This window comes from Leucobacter sp. CX87, assembly GCF_018682295.1.
In the GTDB taxonomy this organism is placed as follows: Bacteria; Actinomycetota; Actinomycetes; order Actinomycetales; family Microbacteriaceae; genus Cx-87.
Genome location: NZ_JAFIRI010000004.1, coordinates 348452 through 365111, shown reverse-complemented (window position 1 = coordinate 365111; position 16660 = coordinate 348452). Strand labels below are relative to the sequence as shown.

17 protein-coding genes are annotated in these 16660 nt (G+C 68.4%); 12 read left to right on the top strand and 5 right to left on the bottom strand.

Features of this window, described 5'->3' with window-relative positions; genetic code table 11:
• Positions 1 to 135: 135 nt before the first annotated feature.
• Positions 136 to 1098, bottom strand: coding sequence for a cation diffusion facilitator family transporter (locus KOE53_RS07195; protein ID WP_188057929.1), 963 nt, complete (start codon positions 1096 to 1098; stop codon positions 136 to 138).
• Between the two features lie 58 nt (positions 1099 to 1156).
• On the opposite strand from KOE53_RS07195, the gene proC reads away from it, so the two are divergent.
• A complete protein-coding gene (gene proC / locus KOE53_RS07190) occupies positions 1157 to 2017 on the top strand; it encodes a pyrroline-5-carboxylate reductase (RefSeq protein ID WP_188057928.1) in 861 nt (286 codons plus the stop codon).
• Between the two features lie 194 nt (positions 2018 to 2211).
• Here the strand turns inward: proC and KOE53_RS07185 are convergent, their stop codons facing one another.
• Positions 2212 to 2697, bottom strand: coding sequence for a nucleoside deaminase (locus KOE53_RS07185; protein WP_353055604.1), 486 nt, complete (start codon positions 2695 to 2697; stop codon positions 2212 to 2214).
• 54 nt (positions 2698 to 2751) lie between these two features.
• On the opposite strand from KOE53_RS07185, the gene upp reads away from it, so the two are divergent.
• The 3 genes from upp (at position 2752) to KOE53_RS13830 (ending at position 5230) form a co-directional block, all read left to right on the top strand.
• Positions 2752 to 3387: a uracil phosphoribosyltransferase gene (upp, locus tag KOE53_RS07180; RefSeq protein ID WP_188045538.1), complete on the top strand. Its 636-nt coding sequence runs from the start codon at positions 2752 to 2754 to the stop codon at positions 3385 to 3387.
• Between the two features lie 443 nt (positions 3388 to 3830).
• The gene (locus tag KOE53_RS07175) at positions 3831 to 4496 is read left to right on the top strand and encodes a winged helix-turn-helix domain-containing protein (protein WP_188057927.1); all 666 of its coding nucleotides are present in this window, start codon (positions 3831 to 3833) and stop codon (positions 4494 to 4496) included.
• A 170-nt stretch (positions 4497 to 4666) separates the two neighbouring features.
• The gene (locus tag KOE53_RS13830; protein ID WP_353055603.1) at positions 4667 to 5230 is read left to right on the top strand and encodes a magnetosome magnetite crystal formation protein family; all 564 of its coding nucleotides are present in this window, start codon (positions 4667 to 4669) and stop codon (positions 5228 to 5230) included.
• A gap of 60 nt (positions 5231 to 5290) precedes the next feature.
• Here the strand turns inward: KOE53_RS13830 and KOE53_RS07165 are convergent, their stop codons facing one another.
• A complete protein-coding gene (locus KOE53_RS07165; protein WP_188057925.1) occupies positions 5291 to 6973 on the bottom strand; it encodes an amidohydrolase in 1683 nt (560 codons plus the stop codon).
• A gap of 156 nt (positions 6974 to 7129) precedes the next feature.
• Here KOE53_RS07165 and KOE53_RS07160 point away from each other — a divergent pair, with 156 nt between their 5' ends.
• The 3 genes from KOE53_RS07160 (at position 7130) to KOE53_RS07150 (ending at position 9656) form a co-directional block, all read left to right on the top strand.
• Complete coding sequence (locus tag KOE53_RS07160) at positions 7130 to 7819, top strand: TetR/AcrR family transcriptional regulator (protein WP_188045534.1); 690 nt, start codon at positions 7130 to 7132, stop codon at positions 7817 to 7819.
• A 415-nt stretch (positions 7820 to 8234) separates the two neighbouring features.
• Positions 8235 to 8438 carry a cold-shock protein gene (locus KOE53_RS07155; protein WP_188045533.1) on the top strand — a complete coding sequence of 68 codons (204 nt, stop codon included), beginning with the start codon at positions 8235 to 8237 and terminating at the stop codon, positions 8436 to 8438.
• A 111-nt stretch (positions 8439 to 8549) separates the two neighbouring features.
• Entirely contained in the window at positions 8550 to 9656 is a 1107-nt protein-coding gene (locus KOE53_RS07150) for a fatty acid desaturase family protein (RefSeq protein WP_188057953.1), read from the top strand.
• Between the two features lie 79 nt (positions 9657 to 9735).
• Here the strand turns inward: KOE53_RS07150 and KOE53_RS07145 are convergent, their stop codons facing one another.
• Together KOE53_RS07145 and KOE53_RS07140 are read right to left on the bottom strand one after the other, a co-directional pair.
• Positions 9736 to 11016 carry an aspartate aminotransferase family protein gene (locus KOE53_RS07145; RefSeq protein ID WP_188057924.1) on the bottom strand — a complete coding sequence of 427 codons (1281 nt, stop codon included), beginning with the start codon at positions 11014 to 11016 and terminating at the stop codon, positions 9736 to 9738.
• A gap of 34 nt (positions 11017 to 11050) precedes the next feature.
• Positions 11051 to 12064 (bottom strand): phosphotransferase enzyme family protein, encoded by a 1014-nt coding sequence (locus tag KOE53_RS07140; protein WP_188057923.1) that lies wholly within the window; start codon positions 12062 to 12064, stop codon positions 11051 to 11053.
• A 127-nt stretch (positions 12065 to 12191) separates the two neighbouring features.
• On the opposite strand from KOE53_RS07140, the gene KOE53_RS07135 reads away from it, so the two are divergent.
• The 5 genes from KOE53_RS07135 (at position 12192) to KOE53_RS07115 (ending at position 16615) form a co-directional block, all read left to right on the top strand.
• A complete protein-coding gene (locus KOE53_RS07135; RefSeq protein WP_188057922.1) occupies positions 12192 to 12848 on the top strand; it encodes a TetR/AcrR family transcriptional regulator in 657 nt (218 codons plus the stop codon).
• 35 nt (positions 12849 to 12883) lie between these two features.
• Positions 12884 to 13699 carry a nitrilase-related carbon-nitrogen hydrolase gene (locus KOE53_RS07130; RefSeq protein WP_188057921.1) on the top strand — a complete coding sequence of 272 codons (816 nt, stop codon included), beginning with the start codon at positions 12884 to 12886 and terminating at the stop codon, positions 13697 to 13699.
• A gap of 150 nt (positions 13700 to 13849) precedes the next feature.
• Positions 13850 to 14554, top strand: a complete 705-nt coding sequence (locus tag KOE53_RS07125; RefSeq protein ID WP_188045528.1) for a phosphonatase-like hydrolase — start codon at positions 13850 to 13852, stop codon at positions 14552 to 14554.
• Entirely contained in the window at positions 14551 to 15660 is a 1110-nt protein-coding gene (locus KOE53_RS07120) for a TIGR03364 family FAD-dependent oxidoreductase (RefSeq protein WP_188057920.1), read from the top strand. Before KOE53_RS07125 ends, KOE53_RS07120 begins: the two co-directional genes overlap by 4 nt.
• A gap of 97 nt (positions 15661 to 15757) precedes the next feature.
• Positions 15758 to 16615 carry an alkaline phosphatase family protein gene (locus KOE53_RS07115; protein WP_188057919.1) on the top strand — a complete coding sequence of 286 codons (858 nt, stop codon included), beginning with the start codon at positions 15758 to 15760 and terminating at the stop codon, positions 16613 to 16615.
• Positions 16616 to 16660: the final 45 nt, after the last annotated feature.

The following is a 16660-nucleotide window of genomic DNA, read 5'->3' as shown; positions in this document are numbered from 1 at the left end:
CCCTATTGTACAACTGTGCCCCCGGCGCCCGGCCCACACGGGGGTTTTGCCCCCGCGCGAAGCCGCAGGTTGCGACGGCTCGACAGAGGGACAAAGGGTGGAGAACCACAGCGGGGCAGGATCCTGCCCGAACCCCTAGTCCTCGCCGAGGAAGACGATCGACTCTGTCGACGGCTCGCGCTTGTTGGGGTCGAGGTACACGTCGGGCTCGAGGTAGATGACGCGCGCCGCGGGCACGGCCTCGCGGATGCGCCGCTCGGCGAGGTTCACCGTGACTGCGAGCTGGTGCACGGTGAGCTCGGGGGCGACGCTGATCTTCGCGCCAATCATGAACTCGTCGGGGCCGAGATAGAGGGTCTTCATGTGGATGATGCGGTCGATGTCGTCGCCGGCCATCAACGCCGCCTCGATCTTCTCGAGGTCGCCAGCGCTCGCGCTCTCGCCCACGAGCAGACTCTTGACCTTGAGCCCGACAATGACCGCGACGCCGACCAACAGCACGCCGATCGCGATCGTTCCGATCGCGTCGAACAGGCCATTGCCGGTGATCACGGTGAGGCCGACGCCCACGAGCGCGAACGAGAGACCGCAGAGCGCTGCAAAGTCTTCGAGCAGCACGACGGGCAGCTCGGGCGCCTTCGAGCGGCGAATGAATTCCGCCCAGGTCGCGTCGCCCTTGTGTGGCCGGCTTTCGCGAATCGCGGTGCGCAGCGAGAAGCTCTCAAGAATGATCGCGATGACGAGCACCAGAATCGGCAGCCACCACAGCTCGATCGGGTGCGGCTCTTGGGCTTTCTTGATGCCTTCCATGATGGAGAACATGCCGCCGACCGAGAACAGCACGATCGCCACGACGAATGCGTACACGAAGCGCACTCGACCATAACCGAACGGGTGATCCTGATCGGCCTCCTGCTTCGCACGCTTGCCGCCAATCAGGAGCAGCAGCTGGTTGCCCGAATCGGCGAGCGAGTGAACACCCTCGGCGAGCATCGAGGACGAGCCCGAGAAGAAGGCCGCGATGAACTTGGTCACGGCGATGCCCAGGTTGGCGGCGAAAGCCGCCAGGATCGCTTTGTTTCCGCCGGTCGCGCTCACGTCGATTCCCTTCAACCCCCGGGCACTGAACTGGCCCTGGCCGCGACTCCATCCTAGGATGTGGCGGGTGACCGACACGACGGAAATCTGCCCCCTCCCCACCACCGCGATCCTCGGCCTTGGCTCGATGGGGCGCGCGATCCTGCACGGCCTGCGCGCGCCCGGCGTCAGCGTGGACGGTCCGATCCGGGTAACCACTCGCTCGATCGACAGCGCGAGCGCGCTCACGGGCATCGAGGGCGTCGTTCCGCTCGCGACCGAGGCGTCCCTTGACGCGAACCGCGAGGCGGTCGCTGGGGCCCGCATGGTGATTCTGGCGGTGAAGCCCTGGATGATCCACGACGTGCTGCGCGAAGTCGCCGACTCGCTCGCCCCCGGCGCCGTCGTCGTGAGCGTCGCCGCCGGCATCACCACCGCCAGCATGGAAGCGCTCGTGCCCGAGGGCATCTCGGTGCTGCGCGCCATGCCGAACACCCCGGCCCTCATCGGTCGCGGCGTGACCGGCATCGCGGCCGGCGCGACCGCTGACGCCGCCGCGACCGAGGCGGCCCGCGCGCACTTCTCGACGGTCGGCGAGGTGCTCGTGGTCGACGAGGGGCGCATCGACGCGCTCTCGGCGATCTCGGGCTCGGGCCCCGCCTACGTCTATCTCTTCATCGAGGAGCTCACGGCGGCGGCCGTGCGGCTCGGGTTCACGGGCGACGAGGCGCGCGTGATGGTGCAGGGCACCTTCGCCGGCGCCTCGGAGCTTGCCGCGCAGTCGGCTGACAGCCCCGCCGAGCTACGCCGCCAGGTGACGAGCCCGAAGGGCACCACCGCCGAGGCCATCGGGGTGCTGCAGGGCGCGGACCTGTCAGCACTCTTCGACGCCGCGCTGGCTGCGGCGATCGCGCGGGCCCGCGAGCTCGCGGCCGGCTAGCACTCTCGGCACGGTCCCAGCAGGATCCTGCCCGCCGCGTCTGGCCCCTCGCGCTTTCGCCCACTAGTAGATCCGCGCTCAATAGTAGATTTTTGGCCTCCCAGCGCCTTCTGGGCGCGGATCTACTATTGAGCGCGACGGATAAAACACAGGATCCCGGGACCGGGGGCAGCGGCGCCTGGCGCGCGGACGCGCTAGCGCCGGGCGCGGAAAAACTCGCCGAGGAGCTCCGCGCACTCCGCCTCGCGCACCCCGGCGACCACCTCGACGGGCGGGTGCGGCAAACGCCGGTCGCGCAACAGGTCGTAGACACTGCCGCACGCGCCAGCCTTCTCGTCCCATGCGCCGAACACGACGCGGGGCACCCGGGCGGCGGCGATCACCCCGGCGCACATGACGCAGGGCTCGAGGGTGACGACCAGCGTGCAGTCCTCGAGCAGCCGGTCGCCGATGGCGAGCGCGGCGCGGCGGATGGCGACAATCTCGGCGTGATCCGTCGGGTCGAGGCTCGCCTCCCGCTCGTTGCCGCCCTCGGCCAGGATCTCCCCCGACGCATCCACAATGACCGCGCCGACCGGGATCTCGCCCGCCTCGGCCGCGCGCCTGGCCACCGCGAGGGCGACGCCCATCAGGCGCTCGTCGCGTGGGTCCGCGGGGATCCCGCCAGTGCGCCGCGCCATGTTTGCCCCTCGGACTCGTCTAGTGCCCGGGTTTCTGCGACTAGAATCGCCCATATGCGAGTCTTCGTTGCGGATCACCCTTTGATCACCCACAAGCTTACGGTTCTCCGCAATGCGCAGACCCCTCAACCGACGTTCCGTCTCCTCATCGAGGAGCTGATGACGCTGCTCGCCTACGAGGCGACCCGCGAGGTGCGCGTCGAGCCTCATGAGATCGAGACGCCGGTCACGCGGACCACCGGTGTCCGCCTGAGCGAGCCGCTGCCGCTGATCGTGCCGATCCTGCGCGCGGGCCTCGGAATGCTCGAGGGCATGGTGAAGCTCGTCCCGACCGCAGAGGTCGGATTCCTCGGCATGGTGCGCGATGAGGTCACACACCAGCCGACCACGTACGCCGAGCGCCTGCCCGACTCGCTCGCAGGACGTCAGTGCTTCGTGCTCGACCCCATGCTGGCCACCGGCGGTTCGCTCGCCGCGGCCATCGAGTTTCTCTTCGATCGCGGAGCGGACGACGTCACCGCGATCTGCGTGCTCGGCACCCCCGAGGGCATCTCGGCGATGCGCGAGGCCGCCGGCGACCGTAAGGTGACACTCGTCCTCGGCGCGCTCGATGACGGCCTCGACGAGAACGCGTTCATCGTTCCCGGCCTGGGCGACGCGGGCGACCGCCTGTACGGCACCGCCGACTAATCCGGCCCCAGGCCATCGGCCGCCACGTTCTACTCACCAAAAACTGCGTTGCGCCGCCGCGTAGCGCAGTTTTTTGTTCCCTGGCGCGCCCATCTCACCCCGAATCCTCACAACCCACTTGACAGGTGACGAAGAGTTGAGATTTACTAAGCCTCATGTCTGACACCACTCGCACCCAGTCCGCCCTCGAGGTGAATTTTGGGATTACCGGCATGATGATGGCCGGTGCAGGTGTTGCGCGTTGCCGAATGTGCAGCTAGCTACGAAGGAACAGCCGGGCGCTTAGCGCCCCCACCGCACTCGCGGTCACTCCCGGACGATTCTCGCCCCTTGAGCATTTCGCTCCCATAGGGCCCGTCCTAGCTCACGCACATCCGGCGCCAAGGACGGCGCCAGGCCCGACCTGCTCAGCAGGGGGCCACGGCTCGAAGGAACCCATCATCATGTCTACCCTCACCACTTCCGCAGCTCCCCAGACCGCCCCCACCGCAGCCCGCGCACTTCCGCAGGGCGCCGAGGTTCGCGGTTTCGCCCTCTACGTGGGGCTCGCCGATGCGAAGATCGCGGCGGGCGACCCCCGCCTCGGCGCCATCGTCGAACAGCTCAAGCAGCTCGTCGCCGAGCTCGCCCCCGCCGCCGAGACCTACGCCTCCGTCGCCATTGCCCCCGAGGGCGCCGGCGGTCGCGACGTCGACGTGGTCCGCCTCGCTCTCGGCGATCCTGCCGCCCACGCACGCCAGAAGCCTGTCGAGGACGAGCAGGATCGCGCCCGAGCCGGCGTCGTCATCGACCTGTCGCGGAAGCGCCTGCTGCTCGATAGCGTCGTCGCACCGCTCACCTTCAAGGAGTTCGAGCTACTGCAGTACTTCGTGCTGCGCGAGGGGCGTACCGTCGCCCGCGAGGAGATCATCGAGGCGCTGTGGAGCGACGCGCCCATCGAGGAGGTGCCAAACGAGCGCACAATCGACGTGCACGTCCGCCGCCTCCGCGTGAAGCTCGCGCAGTACCAGGACATCGTGCGCACGGTGCGCGGCACCGGCTACCGCTTCGACCGGCACGCCGACGTCTCCATCCTGCAGTCCGCGACGCCGAGCCCGGACATCTTCTAGGCGCTATCCGCGGCGTTTCCCGCCTGATCGCAGGGTGAACTGACTCCAAATCTTGACCCTCAATCGGCGACATGTTCGCCCGAGATGGCTATGCTGAGAATGAAATGGCCCGCGCGTTTGGAACCTTCGGCGAACGGGCTGACCCGAGTGTCTGATCAAAGGAGATGACCGTGACTACTCTTCCCCCAGAGCCGAACGACGGCGATTCGGCGGCGCAGCAGCCCGGCGCTCCCGTGCCCCCGCCCGCGGCACCGGTTCCCCCGGCTGCCCCCACGCCGCCTCCCGCAGCGCCCGCTGCTCCGGTTCCGCCGCAGCCGCAGTACCAGCAGCCCCAGTACCAGCAGCCCCAGCAGCCGGGCTACCAGCAGCCCCAGTACGCTGCAGCTGACCCGGCCGCGCAGGCCGCCAGCATGGTCACCCTGAACTACTGGCTGTCAGTGTTCTTCACGTGGCTGCCGGCGCTCATCTTCTACTTCGTTGAGAAGGGGAAGAACCCGCTCGCCGATCAGTACCACCGCGAGAACCTGAACTTCTCGCTCGTGCGTATGATCCCGATCGTCGCCACCTGGGTGCTCGCGTTCATCCCGTACCTCGGCGCGATCCTCGCGGTCCTGCTCTGGATCGTCTCGGCAGTGCTCTTCGTATTCCACATCATTGCGGCGGTGAAGGCGACCGAGAACTTCAAGCAGGGCATCCCCTCGAAGTTCATCTTCAATATCCCGTTCATCAAGTAACCCAGTACGCAAGAAGGGCCCCGGATTACGTGATCCGGGGCCCTTCTTGCGTCGGGCAGGCTACTCGGCGCTCGCGCGCGCGAACACCCGCTCGCCGCCGATCCAGGTCTCGTCGACCCGAACAGTGTGGAGGTCTTCGCTGTCGAGGGCGAAGGGGTCTCGATCCAGGATCACGAAGTCGGCGTAGAACCCGTCCGCCAGGCGGCCCGTCGCGTGATCAAGGTGGTTGATGCGGGCGGTGCCCTGCGTGTACGCGTCGACGAACTGCTTGACGGTCAACTTCTGCAGCTCGGGGCCGAGCACGGGGAGCGTGCTTCCCGGGTGAGTTCGGTTGACCGCGACGTGCAGTGCCTCGATCGGGTTCGGGCTTGACACCGACCAGTCGCTGCCGGCAGCGAGGTGCGCGCCGGTCGCCGCAATCTCGCCAAACGGGTAGTGGTGCTGCTCGGAGTCAGCGGGCAGGAACGGGAGCGTGAGCTCGTCGAGCTGCTGCTCGTGAGCGGCCCACAGCGCCTGCAGGTTGGCGGTGGCCCCGAGGGGAGCGAAGCGCGCGACGTCCTCCGAACGCACGACCTGCAGGTGCGCGAGGTGGTGACGGTTATCGGTGGCACCGTTCGCCGTGCGCGCCTGCTCGAGGGCGTCCAGGGCATTCGTGACCGCGCGATCGCCCAGGGCGTGGAAGTGCACCTGCATACCGTTCGCGTCGAGCTCGGTCACGAAACCGGCCATTTCTTCAGGGTCGAAGAAAGAGATGCCGCGGTTGCCCGAGTCGTGCCCGTGCGGATCAAGGTACGGGGCGTGCATGGCCGCGGTGAAGTTCTCGGCGACCCCGTCAACCATCACCTTGACCGAGCCAACCGAAAAGCGGTCAGGATCGCAGGATGCCGCGATGCGGTCGCGCCGCTCGAGCACCTCGGCGAGCTGACCCTCGCCGTCCTCGCGGCTCCACCACTGGGCGCCTCGCACGCGTGCTTTCAGGGTGCCTTCGGCAATCGCACGCTCATAGATCGGCACCGTATCGGGGCTCCCCATGAAACGTCCGACGGCGGCATCCTGCCAGGCAGTGATCCCAAACTGGTACAGGTGCTCCTGAGCCGCGAGCAGTCCGGCATAGCCCTGCTCGTCCGACGCGGAGGGCTTGACCCCGTGGAAGAGCGACATCGCGCCCTCATGAACCGTCCCCGCGGGGAACCCGTCGGGCTCGCGCTCAAACCGGCCATCGGCAGGATCCTGCGTGCTCGCGTCAAGCCCGGCGAGTTCGAGCGCGCGGGTGTTCACCCAGGCGCCGTGGTGGTCGCGGTTCTCGAGCATGACCGGTCGGTCAGGGACGATCTCGTCAAGCATCTGGCGGGTGGGCGTGCCGCCCGGGAAGAAGTCCATCGACCAGCCGGCGCCGACGATCCAGCTGACGTCAGGGTTGGCGTCCGCGTAGACACGGACCGCTTCGAGCGCTTCTTCGGCGTTCTCGCTCGAGCTTAAATCACAGCTGAGCATCTCGATCCCTGCAATGACGGGGTGCAGGTGGGCGTCCTGGAACCCCGGCAAAAGCAGGCGGCCGTCCAGATCGACGCGCGAGGCGGCGGTCTCGGCGAGGCGCGCGACCTCGTCGGCGTCGGTGCTCACGATGCGGCCTGCGGCGACCGCGACGCCGCCGCGGCGCGGCGCACTCTCGTCGCCGGTATAGATCCATCCGTTTTCAAACACCACATCTACCGGGGCGTTCTGCCCGTCGACGTTGACCATTGTTCCTCCTTGGTGCACCGACCACCCGGTACATCCACCAGCGTATTCGGGCCCGCGGACAACGTCAACGTCACTGACAAGCAAACTGTGGCGACCATAGGCGCACCGTCGATACACTGACCTAACGCGCCAGAGGGCGCACGACGAGGAGGCGCGATGTCAGAGCACACTTCGACTCGGCCGCGACGTGGCCGGATCGACCGCGAAATGATCCTCGACGCCCTGCTGCGCCTCTCACAGGAGGACCCGCGCAGTCGCCTCACGTTTCAGCGCCTGGGCGCCGACCTCGGCGTCGACGCCACCGCGATGTATCGCCACTTCCGCAACAAAGACGAGCTCATGCGGGCGGCGCTCGATCGCCTCATGGAGCGCACCGTGCTCGCGACGACAACGGCCACGGCGGGCATGCCGTGGCGCGCGCGCGTCGAACACCTCGCGCAGCACATTGCCGAGGCAGCGCTCGTCTACCCGACCATCGGCCAGGATGCCGCAACCCTCACCACCCAGGGCCCCGGCGAGGCTTCCGAGATGGAGTTCCTGCTCACCGCCTTCCACGAGGCTGGCTATCGCGACGACGCGCTCGTGCGCGCCTACGCCGCCTTTGACAGCGCGCTGCTCGCGCTCGTCGCCGGAATGGCCCGCGAGGCGGCGCTCGACGATCACGTCGCCCCGGGCTCGCCCGCTCCCTGGGTCGAGCGGCTTTCGCTGCCAAACTCGTCTGATTACCCGCTGATCGTTGCACACCAGGAACAGCTCGTCGCGCTCGACGGAATGAACGTGTTTCATGCCGCGATCGGGGCCATTCTGGACTCGATCGAGCGTGCCGCCGAGCCGAACTCGCAGTAGTTCACCCGGGCCAACCCTGGGTCTACCTGAGTGCTCCGGGCCGAAATTTGCGAACACATTCCCAAACCGCAGGCATCTTCGTCTAGACTCTGATTAGGCGCTCAACCGCGCTACATGTCCCGACGAACACTCGAAGGCGAGTCTCGGCGGCCAACGAAAAGAAGTTTCTTATCACCACCTGCACCACCCTTGCCCCACACACAGCTTCCAGCGATCCTCGCATTCTGCGAGTCCTGGCCACGGGCCCCAGAGCTTCATCCCTCTGCTGAGTCCATCTCTATCGCCGCATCAGCCGCCTCGACCTCTTCGTGTCGATCGCCGCACACCGGCACCCACCCCCACAATCGTCTGCGTCGACTGAGTCGAAACAGCACATACGCCGCACTTGCGGCATTAATGAAAGAAGAAAAGCAACATGGCAACTGGCACAGTAAAGTGGTTCAACTCGGAAAAGGGCTTCGGATTCATCGAGCCCGACGACGGCTCGGCCGACGTCTTCGCTCACTTCTCGGCGATTAGCGGCAGCGGCTACCGCAGCCTCGAAGAGGCCCAGAAGGTAGAGTACGAAACCGAGCGCGGCCCCAAGGGCCCGCAGGCTGCGAACATTCGCGCCCTCTAGGTCGTATTTACGGTTTGATGGGGGCTCTCGACTGCGAGAGTCCCCATCGATCCGGACCTTCTCTTTACCCGCGGATCGGTCCAGCGTTCCCAACAGTGAACTGGACTTCTCATTTCCGTAACCAGCATTGTCGATACCAATCTCGGCCCGCTTCGCCAGACGTACGCCCGCACCGATTCTTTCCCCAAGATCGCCCACGCGTACACCCAGGTCTCCCGCACCGTTCGTGATGCCGGACTCCTCCGCCGCACTCCGTGGTTCTACCGGATGGTTGGCGCTGTACTCGTCGTTCTCTTCGCTGGCTGCGTCACCGGATTCATCCTGCTGGGCGACAGCTGGTTCCAGCTGCTCATTGCTGGAGCAGTCGGCATCGTCTTCACCCAGGCCGCGTTCCTGACTCACGAGTCCGCGCACCGCCAGATCCTCGCGACTGGCCCCTCGAACGACCGGCTGGCCCGCGTGCTCGCCGCGTCGATCGGCCTGAGCTACTCGTGGTGGGACTCAAAGCACACGCGTCACCACTCGAACCCCAACACCGTAGGCAAAGATCCCGACATTGATGTCGACACGATCGTCTTCCTCGAAGAGGACGCCGCCAAGGTCAAGGGCCCCCTTCTCTTCATCACCCGCCACCAGGGCTGGCTCTTCTTCCCGCTGCTCACGCTCGAGGGACTGAACCTGCACTACCTGAGCTACAAGCACCTGCTCACGCAGCGCGGCGTCAAGCAGCGCTGGGCCGAGCTCAGCATGATCACGGTGCGGAACGCGCTCTACATCGTGCCCCTCTTCATGTTCCTGCCGATGGGCATGGCATTCGCCTTCCTCGGCGTGCAGCTCGCCGTGTTCGGCGTCTACATGGGCGCTTCGTTCGCCCCGAACCACAAGGGCATGCCGGTGCTCGCGCACGACGCCCGCCTCGACTTCTTCTCGAAGCAGGTACGCACGTCGCGCAACGTCTCGGGCGGCTGGATGGCCACCTGGTTCATGGGCGGCCTGAACTACCAGATCGAGCACCACCTGTTCCCGAACATGCCCCGCCCCGCGCTGGCTCGCACTCGCGAGATCGTGCGCGAGGCCTGCCAGACGCTCGATGTCCCGTACACCGAGACCTCGATCTGGCGCTCGTACGCCATCGTGATCGCGTACTTGAACCGCGTCGGCCTGGCCGCTCGCGACCCGTTCGAGTGCCCCATCACGGCGCAGTACCGCCGCGGCTAACTCGCGACGCTTACACAGAGGGGCAGGATCCGCGCGGATCCTGCCCCTCTGTCATTTCCCTGGCGAGTGCGGTGTTCCGTCAGGCGGCGCGCACCTCGTCGAGCGACTCCTCGAGCGCACCCAACAGGATCGGCAGCTCCGCAGAGCTAAACGCCAGGGGCGGGCGCACCTTGAGCACGCTCTCGTGGCGCCCAATCTTCGAGATCAGCACGCCGTGCGACTTCATCGCCTCGACGACCTGCTTCGCGAGCGCCGGTGCGGGCTCCCCGTCAACGGCGAAGTCGAGCCCCAGGAAGAGCCCGGCCCCCTTCGCCGAGCGGATGAAATCGTAGCGCCCGGCGAACTCCTCGAACTTCGCGAGCGCGAGCCCGCCGAGCTCGCTTGCCTGCGCCATCAGCCCCTTTTCGTCCATCTCCACCAGCACGGCCTCGCCGACCGCGGCCGAGACCGGGTTGCCGGCGAAGGTGTTGAAGAACTCGTTGCGCGAGCCGAACGCAGTCTGGATCGCCTCGGTCGTGACCACAGCGGACATCGGGTGGCCGTTGCCCATGGGCTTCCCCAGCGTGACGAGGTCCGGGTCCATGCCGAGATAGCGGTGCCCCCACATGTGCGACCCGGTGCGGCCAAATCCGCTCTGCACCTCGTCCGCGATGACGAGCCCCCCGGCCGCGCGCACGCGCTGCACGATTCCCGCGGCAAGCCCCGCGGGCACCCGCGGCATGCCCTCGGTCGAGAACAGCGGGTCGAAGAGGCTGGCCGAGACGCCGAGGCCCGCCGCCTGCAGTGAGGCGATCGCGGCGTCGAGCTCGGCGAGCGTCTCGGCGCACACCTCCGCCTCGGGGCGCGGGTCGAGGTCGAGGTCCGGGATCCGGAGGGTGCGCACGTGCGCGCCAAGCGGTTCGCGGGTGGTGAGCCCGGTGGTGAGTTGCGCGAGCGTGATCGTGGTGCCGTGGTAGCTGTAATCCGACACGATGACGCCCGTGTTCCCGGTGAGTTGGCGCGCGATCCGCAGCGCGAGCTCGTTCGCCTCAGACCCGGAGTTGCCGTAGAAGACCCGGTCAAGGTGCGGCTCGAAGGTCGACAGCAGCCGCTCCGAGTAGTCGACGACACGCTCGTTGAGGTATCGCGTGTGGATGTTGATGCGGCCCGCCTGCTCGGCGAGCGCCCGCACGACGCGGTCGTTCCCGTGGCCGACGTGGGGCACATTGTTGTACCCGTCGAGATAGCGCCGCCCGTTCGCCTCGGTGAACCAGACCCCCTTCGCCGAGACAAACTGCAGCGGCTCGGCATAGAACAGGGGCGAGAAGGGCCCGATCGTGGAGTTTCGGCGGGCGATGAGGTCTGCGTTGCTGGTGGTCATGATGTCCTCGTGTTGCGTCAAGCGGGCGGGTTGGTCAGACGGCGGGCTGCGCGAGCAGCTCGCGGGCGAGGCGCACCACCTGTGGCAGCACGGACTCCGCGTGGAACTCGGCGGCCTCCTCGCCGCGGCGGTCCGCCGCCCAGCCCAGGTACGTGAGCCCGCGGGCGAGCAGGATCGCGGCGAACGCCGTGCGGTCCGCGTCATCGAGCGGCCGAATCGCCTCGTACCCGGCGAAGAGCGCCCGGCGGTACTCGTCATAGCGCGGGTGCGGGGTGAAGAAGTAGATCGCCGTGGCGAGGTCGAACAGGTGCCAACCCTCGGCGAAATCGTCGAAGTCGATGAGCACCAGGCCCGCGTCGGTACGCAGGATGTTCTCGGGGGTGAGGTCGGAGTGGATGGGGCCGTACCTCTCGGGGCGCTGCCCGTAGGCGGCGAGTACCTCGGCCACGCGGGCGATCGCCGCCTCCACGTCGCCGAGATCCTGCCCCGCGAGCTCGGGCAGCCGCAGCGGGTCGCCCCAAACGGGGTGCTCACCGACGAGACCGGCCGCGTCCCAGTTCTGGCGCGGCACTCCGAGCGTGAAGCCCGAGCGCTCGGCGGCGGCGTGAGCGCGGGCTGCAAGGCCACCCAACTCGGCGAAGTCGTCGGGGTCGAGCTCGGCCGTGCCATCGAAGGCGGTGCGTTCGTCGCCGAAGTTGCCGTGGTTCTCGAGCAACAGCTGCAGGTCGACCTGGTGGGCGCCAACCGCCTGACCCGCCCCGACAACGCAGAACGTGCGGTCGTCGCGAGTGCGCACAAAGCGAGGGACGGCGACGCCCTCCGCCCGCAGCGCCTCGACGAACTCGAGCTCGCAGACCAATTCGGCGTCCGAGTGATACCCGCGGCGGTGCACGCGAAGGACGTACTCGGTGCCCGCGTGCGCCAGCGCGAACACGAAGTTCTCGCGGTTCTTCAGGAGGCGTAGCGGCGCGTCGGCGGCGATGCCGAATGCCGGGAGTGCCTCGCGGGCGAGCGCCGCAGCATTGGCGAGGGTGACGAGCTCGGTCATCGGCGACCTTTCATTCGTGGGGAGTGGTCTCACTACAAAACTAGACTGTTAGTTCAGAAATTGCATTTAGAAATCAATTTCATGCGCGTCCGTCCTAGACTTGGGGTCGATCCGAGAGGAAGTGCGCATGACCCAGCCCGCACCGGCAACCTCGCTGCGCGAGCGACGCCGCGAGCGCACGCGCGACGAACTCATCGGGACGTTGCTCACCATCATCGCCGAGGACGGCGTTGACACGGCCACGATCGAGCGGATGGCGACGCGATCGGGCATGGCCCGCGGCACTCTGTACGCCCACTTCCCCGGCGGGCGGGACGATCTGCTGCGCGCCGCTTACGCGCGGCTGACGGACGAACTCGTGGCACGCAGCCGGGCGGCCGTCTCGGCGGCCTCGAGCTGGCAGGATCAGCTCGTCGCCCTCGCCCGCGAGATGATCGAGCTCGCCGGTGACCCCCGGGTCGGCCACTTCTACAACGTCTCGGGGCCCGGCCTCATCGCCACGGGGCCCGAGCGCGGGCGCGGCTCGGGGGCGAGCGTCGAGCTCGTGCGCGGGGTGCTGGCCGAAGCCCGCGCGGACGGCGAGCTCGGCCAAGACGTCGACGAGGCGCTCACTGCGGCCCTGCTCGTGGGGGCGCTGCGCGAGGCCGCGATCGCGGTCGCCAGCGGCGGCACCCGCGACGGCGTTGGCGCGGATCCTGCCCGCATGCTCGCCGCGTTTGCGCGCCTGGTCGCGGGGCTGGCCGCCGGCCATGAAGGCCGCGATAGCTCGGGCCGCGGTTTGTAGACTGAGGCAACACGCACTGGCCAGAAGGAGAATGCATGACCCGGGTCGCCCTCATTCAGCTCGCAAGCCCTGACGGGGAGACGCAGGCCGAGCGCATCGTGCGCGCCGAGGGGATCCTGCGGGCGCAGCCAGGCGTTGACCTATTCGTGCTGCCCGAGCTGTGGAGCGCCGGGTACTTCGCGTTCGATCAGTACGCAGAGCTGGCCGAGACGCTCGACGGCCCGACCGTGGCGATGGGCCGGCGGGTCGCACGCGACCTGGGCGCCCAGGTGCACCTCGGCAGCATCATCGAGCGGGCCCCGGACGGGGCGCTGCACAACACGGCAGTACTCATTGGCGCGGACGGCAAGATCGCGCAGGTGTACCGGAAGATCCACGTCTTCGGATATCAGTCGCTCGAGTCCGAACTGCTCACACCGGGCACGACGCTGAGCGTCGTCGACAGCGCGGTCGGCAGGCTCGGCAGCACCACCTGTTATGACCTGCGCTTCCCCGGCCTGTGGCAGGCGCTGAGCGACCGAGGCGCCGAGGCCGTTGTCGTGCCCGCCGCCTGGCCCGCCGCCCGCCGCGCACACTGGCGGCTGCTCACCCATGCGCGCGCGGTCGAACACCAGGTGTGGATCTTCGCGTGCAACGCCGGCGGCAGCCAGGGCGGGGTCGAGCTCGGCGGCTTCAGCCGGGTCGTTGACCCGTCTGGCGCCATCGTCGGGGAGTGCGGCGCCGGCGAGGAGGTGCTCGTCGTCGACATCGACCCGGGCCTCGTCGCTCGGGTGCGCACGGAATTCCCGGTCATCGCCGATCGCGTCGCGGACTACCCCGGCATCTCGAGCGCGAGTGGGGCGGAGGCGTAGCCGACTCCGTCAAGCACCAACACCCACTGTTCCCGGGGCGTTCACTTCCGGTTCCCCGCCGCGTTGTCGGCGGGTGACCCGCCCTCCCTACCGTTGGTTTTGACCCGCAGTCGATCGGGTCGAACACGATTGAACAGAAGGTAGTCCCAGATGGTTTCCCTGATCACGCTCGATGTCGCCGGCACCACCGTCAACGAGGGCGGCGCCGTGTACGCCCGCCTCAAGGAGGTCGTCGAGGAAGCGCTCTCGGTCCAGATCTCGGACGACGCCCTCCGCCCCGCACTCGGCGCCAACAAGCGCGAGGCGATCGCCGGGTTCCTCAAGACCTTCCGCGGCGAGGCCGACCCCGCCGAGGTCGAGCGCCTCTTCCTCGAGTTCCGCGCCCGCCTCGAGCAGACCTACCGCGATACGCCGCCCACCGCCCTCCCCGGGGTCGCCGAGGCACTCCAGCGCATGCGCGCTGCCGGCATGCAGGTGGCGCTCACGACCGGCTTCGACCGCGGCGTGACCCAGATGATCCTCGACGCGATCGGGTGGACGGTCGGCCCGACGCCCGAGCACACGGTCGACTTCGCCATCACCTCCGACGACGTCTCGCTCGGCCGCCCGGCGCCCGAGCTCATCCAGGTCGCCATGCAGCGCGCGGGCGTCACCGACGCGGACCAGGTCCTCGCAGCAGGCGACACCGAGCTCGACCTCGCCGCGGGCATCAACGCCGGCGCGAAGTACGTCGTCGCGGTGAGCACCGGTGCTCAGTCGCCCGAGCACCTCGCCACCTTCCCGCACACCCACGTGTGCGACGTGCGGGACCTCCCCGAGCTGCTCGGCCTCGCGGCCCCCGCGCTCGCGGAGTGAGCCAGGCGCACGACTTCGACCTCGCGGTCGTCGGCGCGGGCGTCGTGGGGCTTGCCCACGCGGCGCTCGCGCACGAGCGCGGGCAGCGGGTGGTCGTCATCGAACGGACCGATCGCCCGGTGGGGGCGTCGATCCGAAACTTCGGCCACGTCGGCATCACCACGCAGGACGGGGAGGGCCTGGCGTACGCCCGAGCGGGGCGGGCGCACTGGCTGCGTCTCGCTGAGCGGGCGGGATTCTGGATCAAGGAAGCCGGCACCCTCATCGTGGCCCGCGCCGACGACGAGTGGGCCCTGCTCGAGCGCTTCGCCGAGCTGCGCGGCGAGGGCGTTCAGCTGTTGAACCCCGCCGAGACCCGCGAGCTCGCGAGCATCGCTGACCCGCGCCTGGTCGGGGCCGCACACTGCCGGAACGACCTGCGGGTGAACTCGCCCGAGGCGATCCCAGCCCTGGCCGCCTACCTCGCCGAGCAGGGCGTCGAGTTTCGGTTCCGCACGAACGTCACGGGCGTCGAGTCCGGGGTCGTGCACACGAGCCGTGGGTCGGTCACGGCCGAGCGCGTCGTGGTAGCCACGGGGCACGACCTCGACCTGCTCTTCCCGGAGGTCGCGGAGGAGGCGGGGTTCACGCGCTGCCTGCTCCACATGCTCGAGACCGATGCGCCCGCCGGCAGCCACTTCGACCCGGTCATCCTGACCGGCACCGCGGTGATGCGCTACGACGGCCTCGCGCACTACCCGGAGGCCGCGAGCATCCGCGAGCGGCTCGCACGGGACACCCCCGAGCTGGTCGAGGCGTTCGTCAACGTCAAGATGTCGCAGCGGCCGAACGGCCGGCTCGTCATCGGCGACACGCACGCCTACGCTCACACGCACGACCCGTTCAAGGACGAGGCGCTCGACCTGCTGCTCTTGCGCGAGTTCGAGCAGCTGCTCGGCACCCCGCTCACGGTGCGGCGGCGGTGGCACGGCGAGTACGCCACGAGCACGGCCGAGCCCTTCTTTGTGCGCGAGCCGGCCCCCGGGGTGTTCATCGCCTGTGTCACGAACGGCACGGGCATGAGTACCGGGATGGGCTTCGCCGAGTCCGTGCTCGACCGCATGTGAACTGCGTCACCCGAGCGGCGCGGCCCGATCTGACTTCCAGATCTGGCCGCGCCGCTGTCATTTCGCCGCCCGCTTCTCGCATCACAGACAGGACCCCATGACTTTCTCCCCTGCCGCATTCGCGCTTTCCCCGCAGGCTTCCCCGCGGCGCAGGATCCTGCTCGTCGGACTCGACGGGCTGCGCGTGGACCTCGCCATCGACGCCGGCCTGATGCCGACGCTCGTTCGCCTCGCGGCGGAGGGCTCCCGACACGGCATGCTCGTCGCGGCTCCCACGATGTCGGGCCCGAGCTGGGCGACGATCCTCACTGGCGCGACGATCGCCGAACACGGCGTCACGGACAACCAGTTCCTGGGCTCGGAGCTGTGCCGCTACCCGGATCTGCTGAGTCGCGCGTTCTACGCGGATCAGCGCAGAAAGACCTTCGCCGCCGCGAGCTGGCCGCCGCTCGTCGACCCGGCCGGGTTCGGCCCGATCATTCACGAGCGGCGCGAGCAGCACCACGCAGGGCTGCACCGCGTCGTCGTGCGCGACGGCGAGACGCGCGGCTACGTGCCCTTCGACGCGGAGATGGTTGACCACACGATGTGGTCCCTCACGCACGACACCCCTGACGTTTGCTTCACCTACCTCTGCGACGCCGACGAGTCGGCCCACCTGCACGGCCCGCTCTCGCCCGAGTACGCGGCCTCGCTGACCCGGCTCGACGCGCACCTCGCGCGCCTCAGCGCCGAGGTCGCGCGTTTGGCCGAGGTGGACGGCGACGACTGGCTGCTCGCCATCACGAGCGATCACGGCCACGTCGATGCGGGCGGCCACGGCGGGGACTCGGCACTCGAGCGCGAGTCGTTCGTCGTGCTGCACCGACCGCAGGGCGCCCCGCCAGCCTGGCCGGCGGAGGTTTCTCCGACCGAGGTGACGCCGCGGCTGCTGGAGTTCCTCGATCCGGCGTAGGACCGCACCAATCAGACGCAACAGCGCCCAGCCCGGCTCCACGAC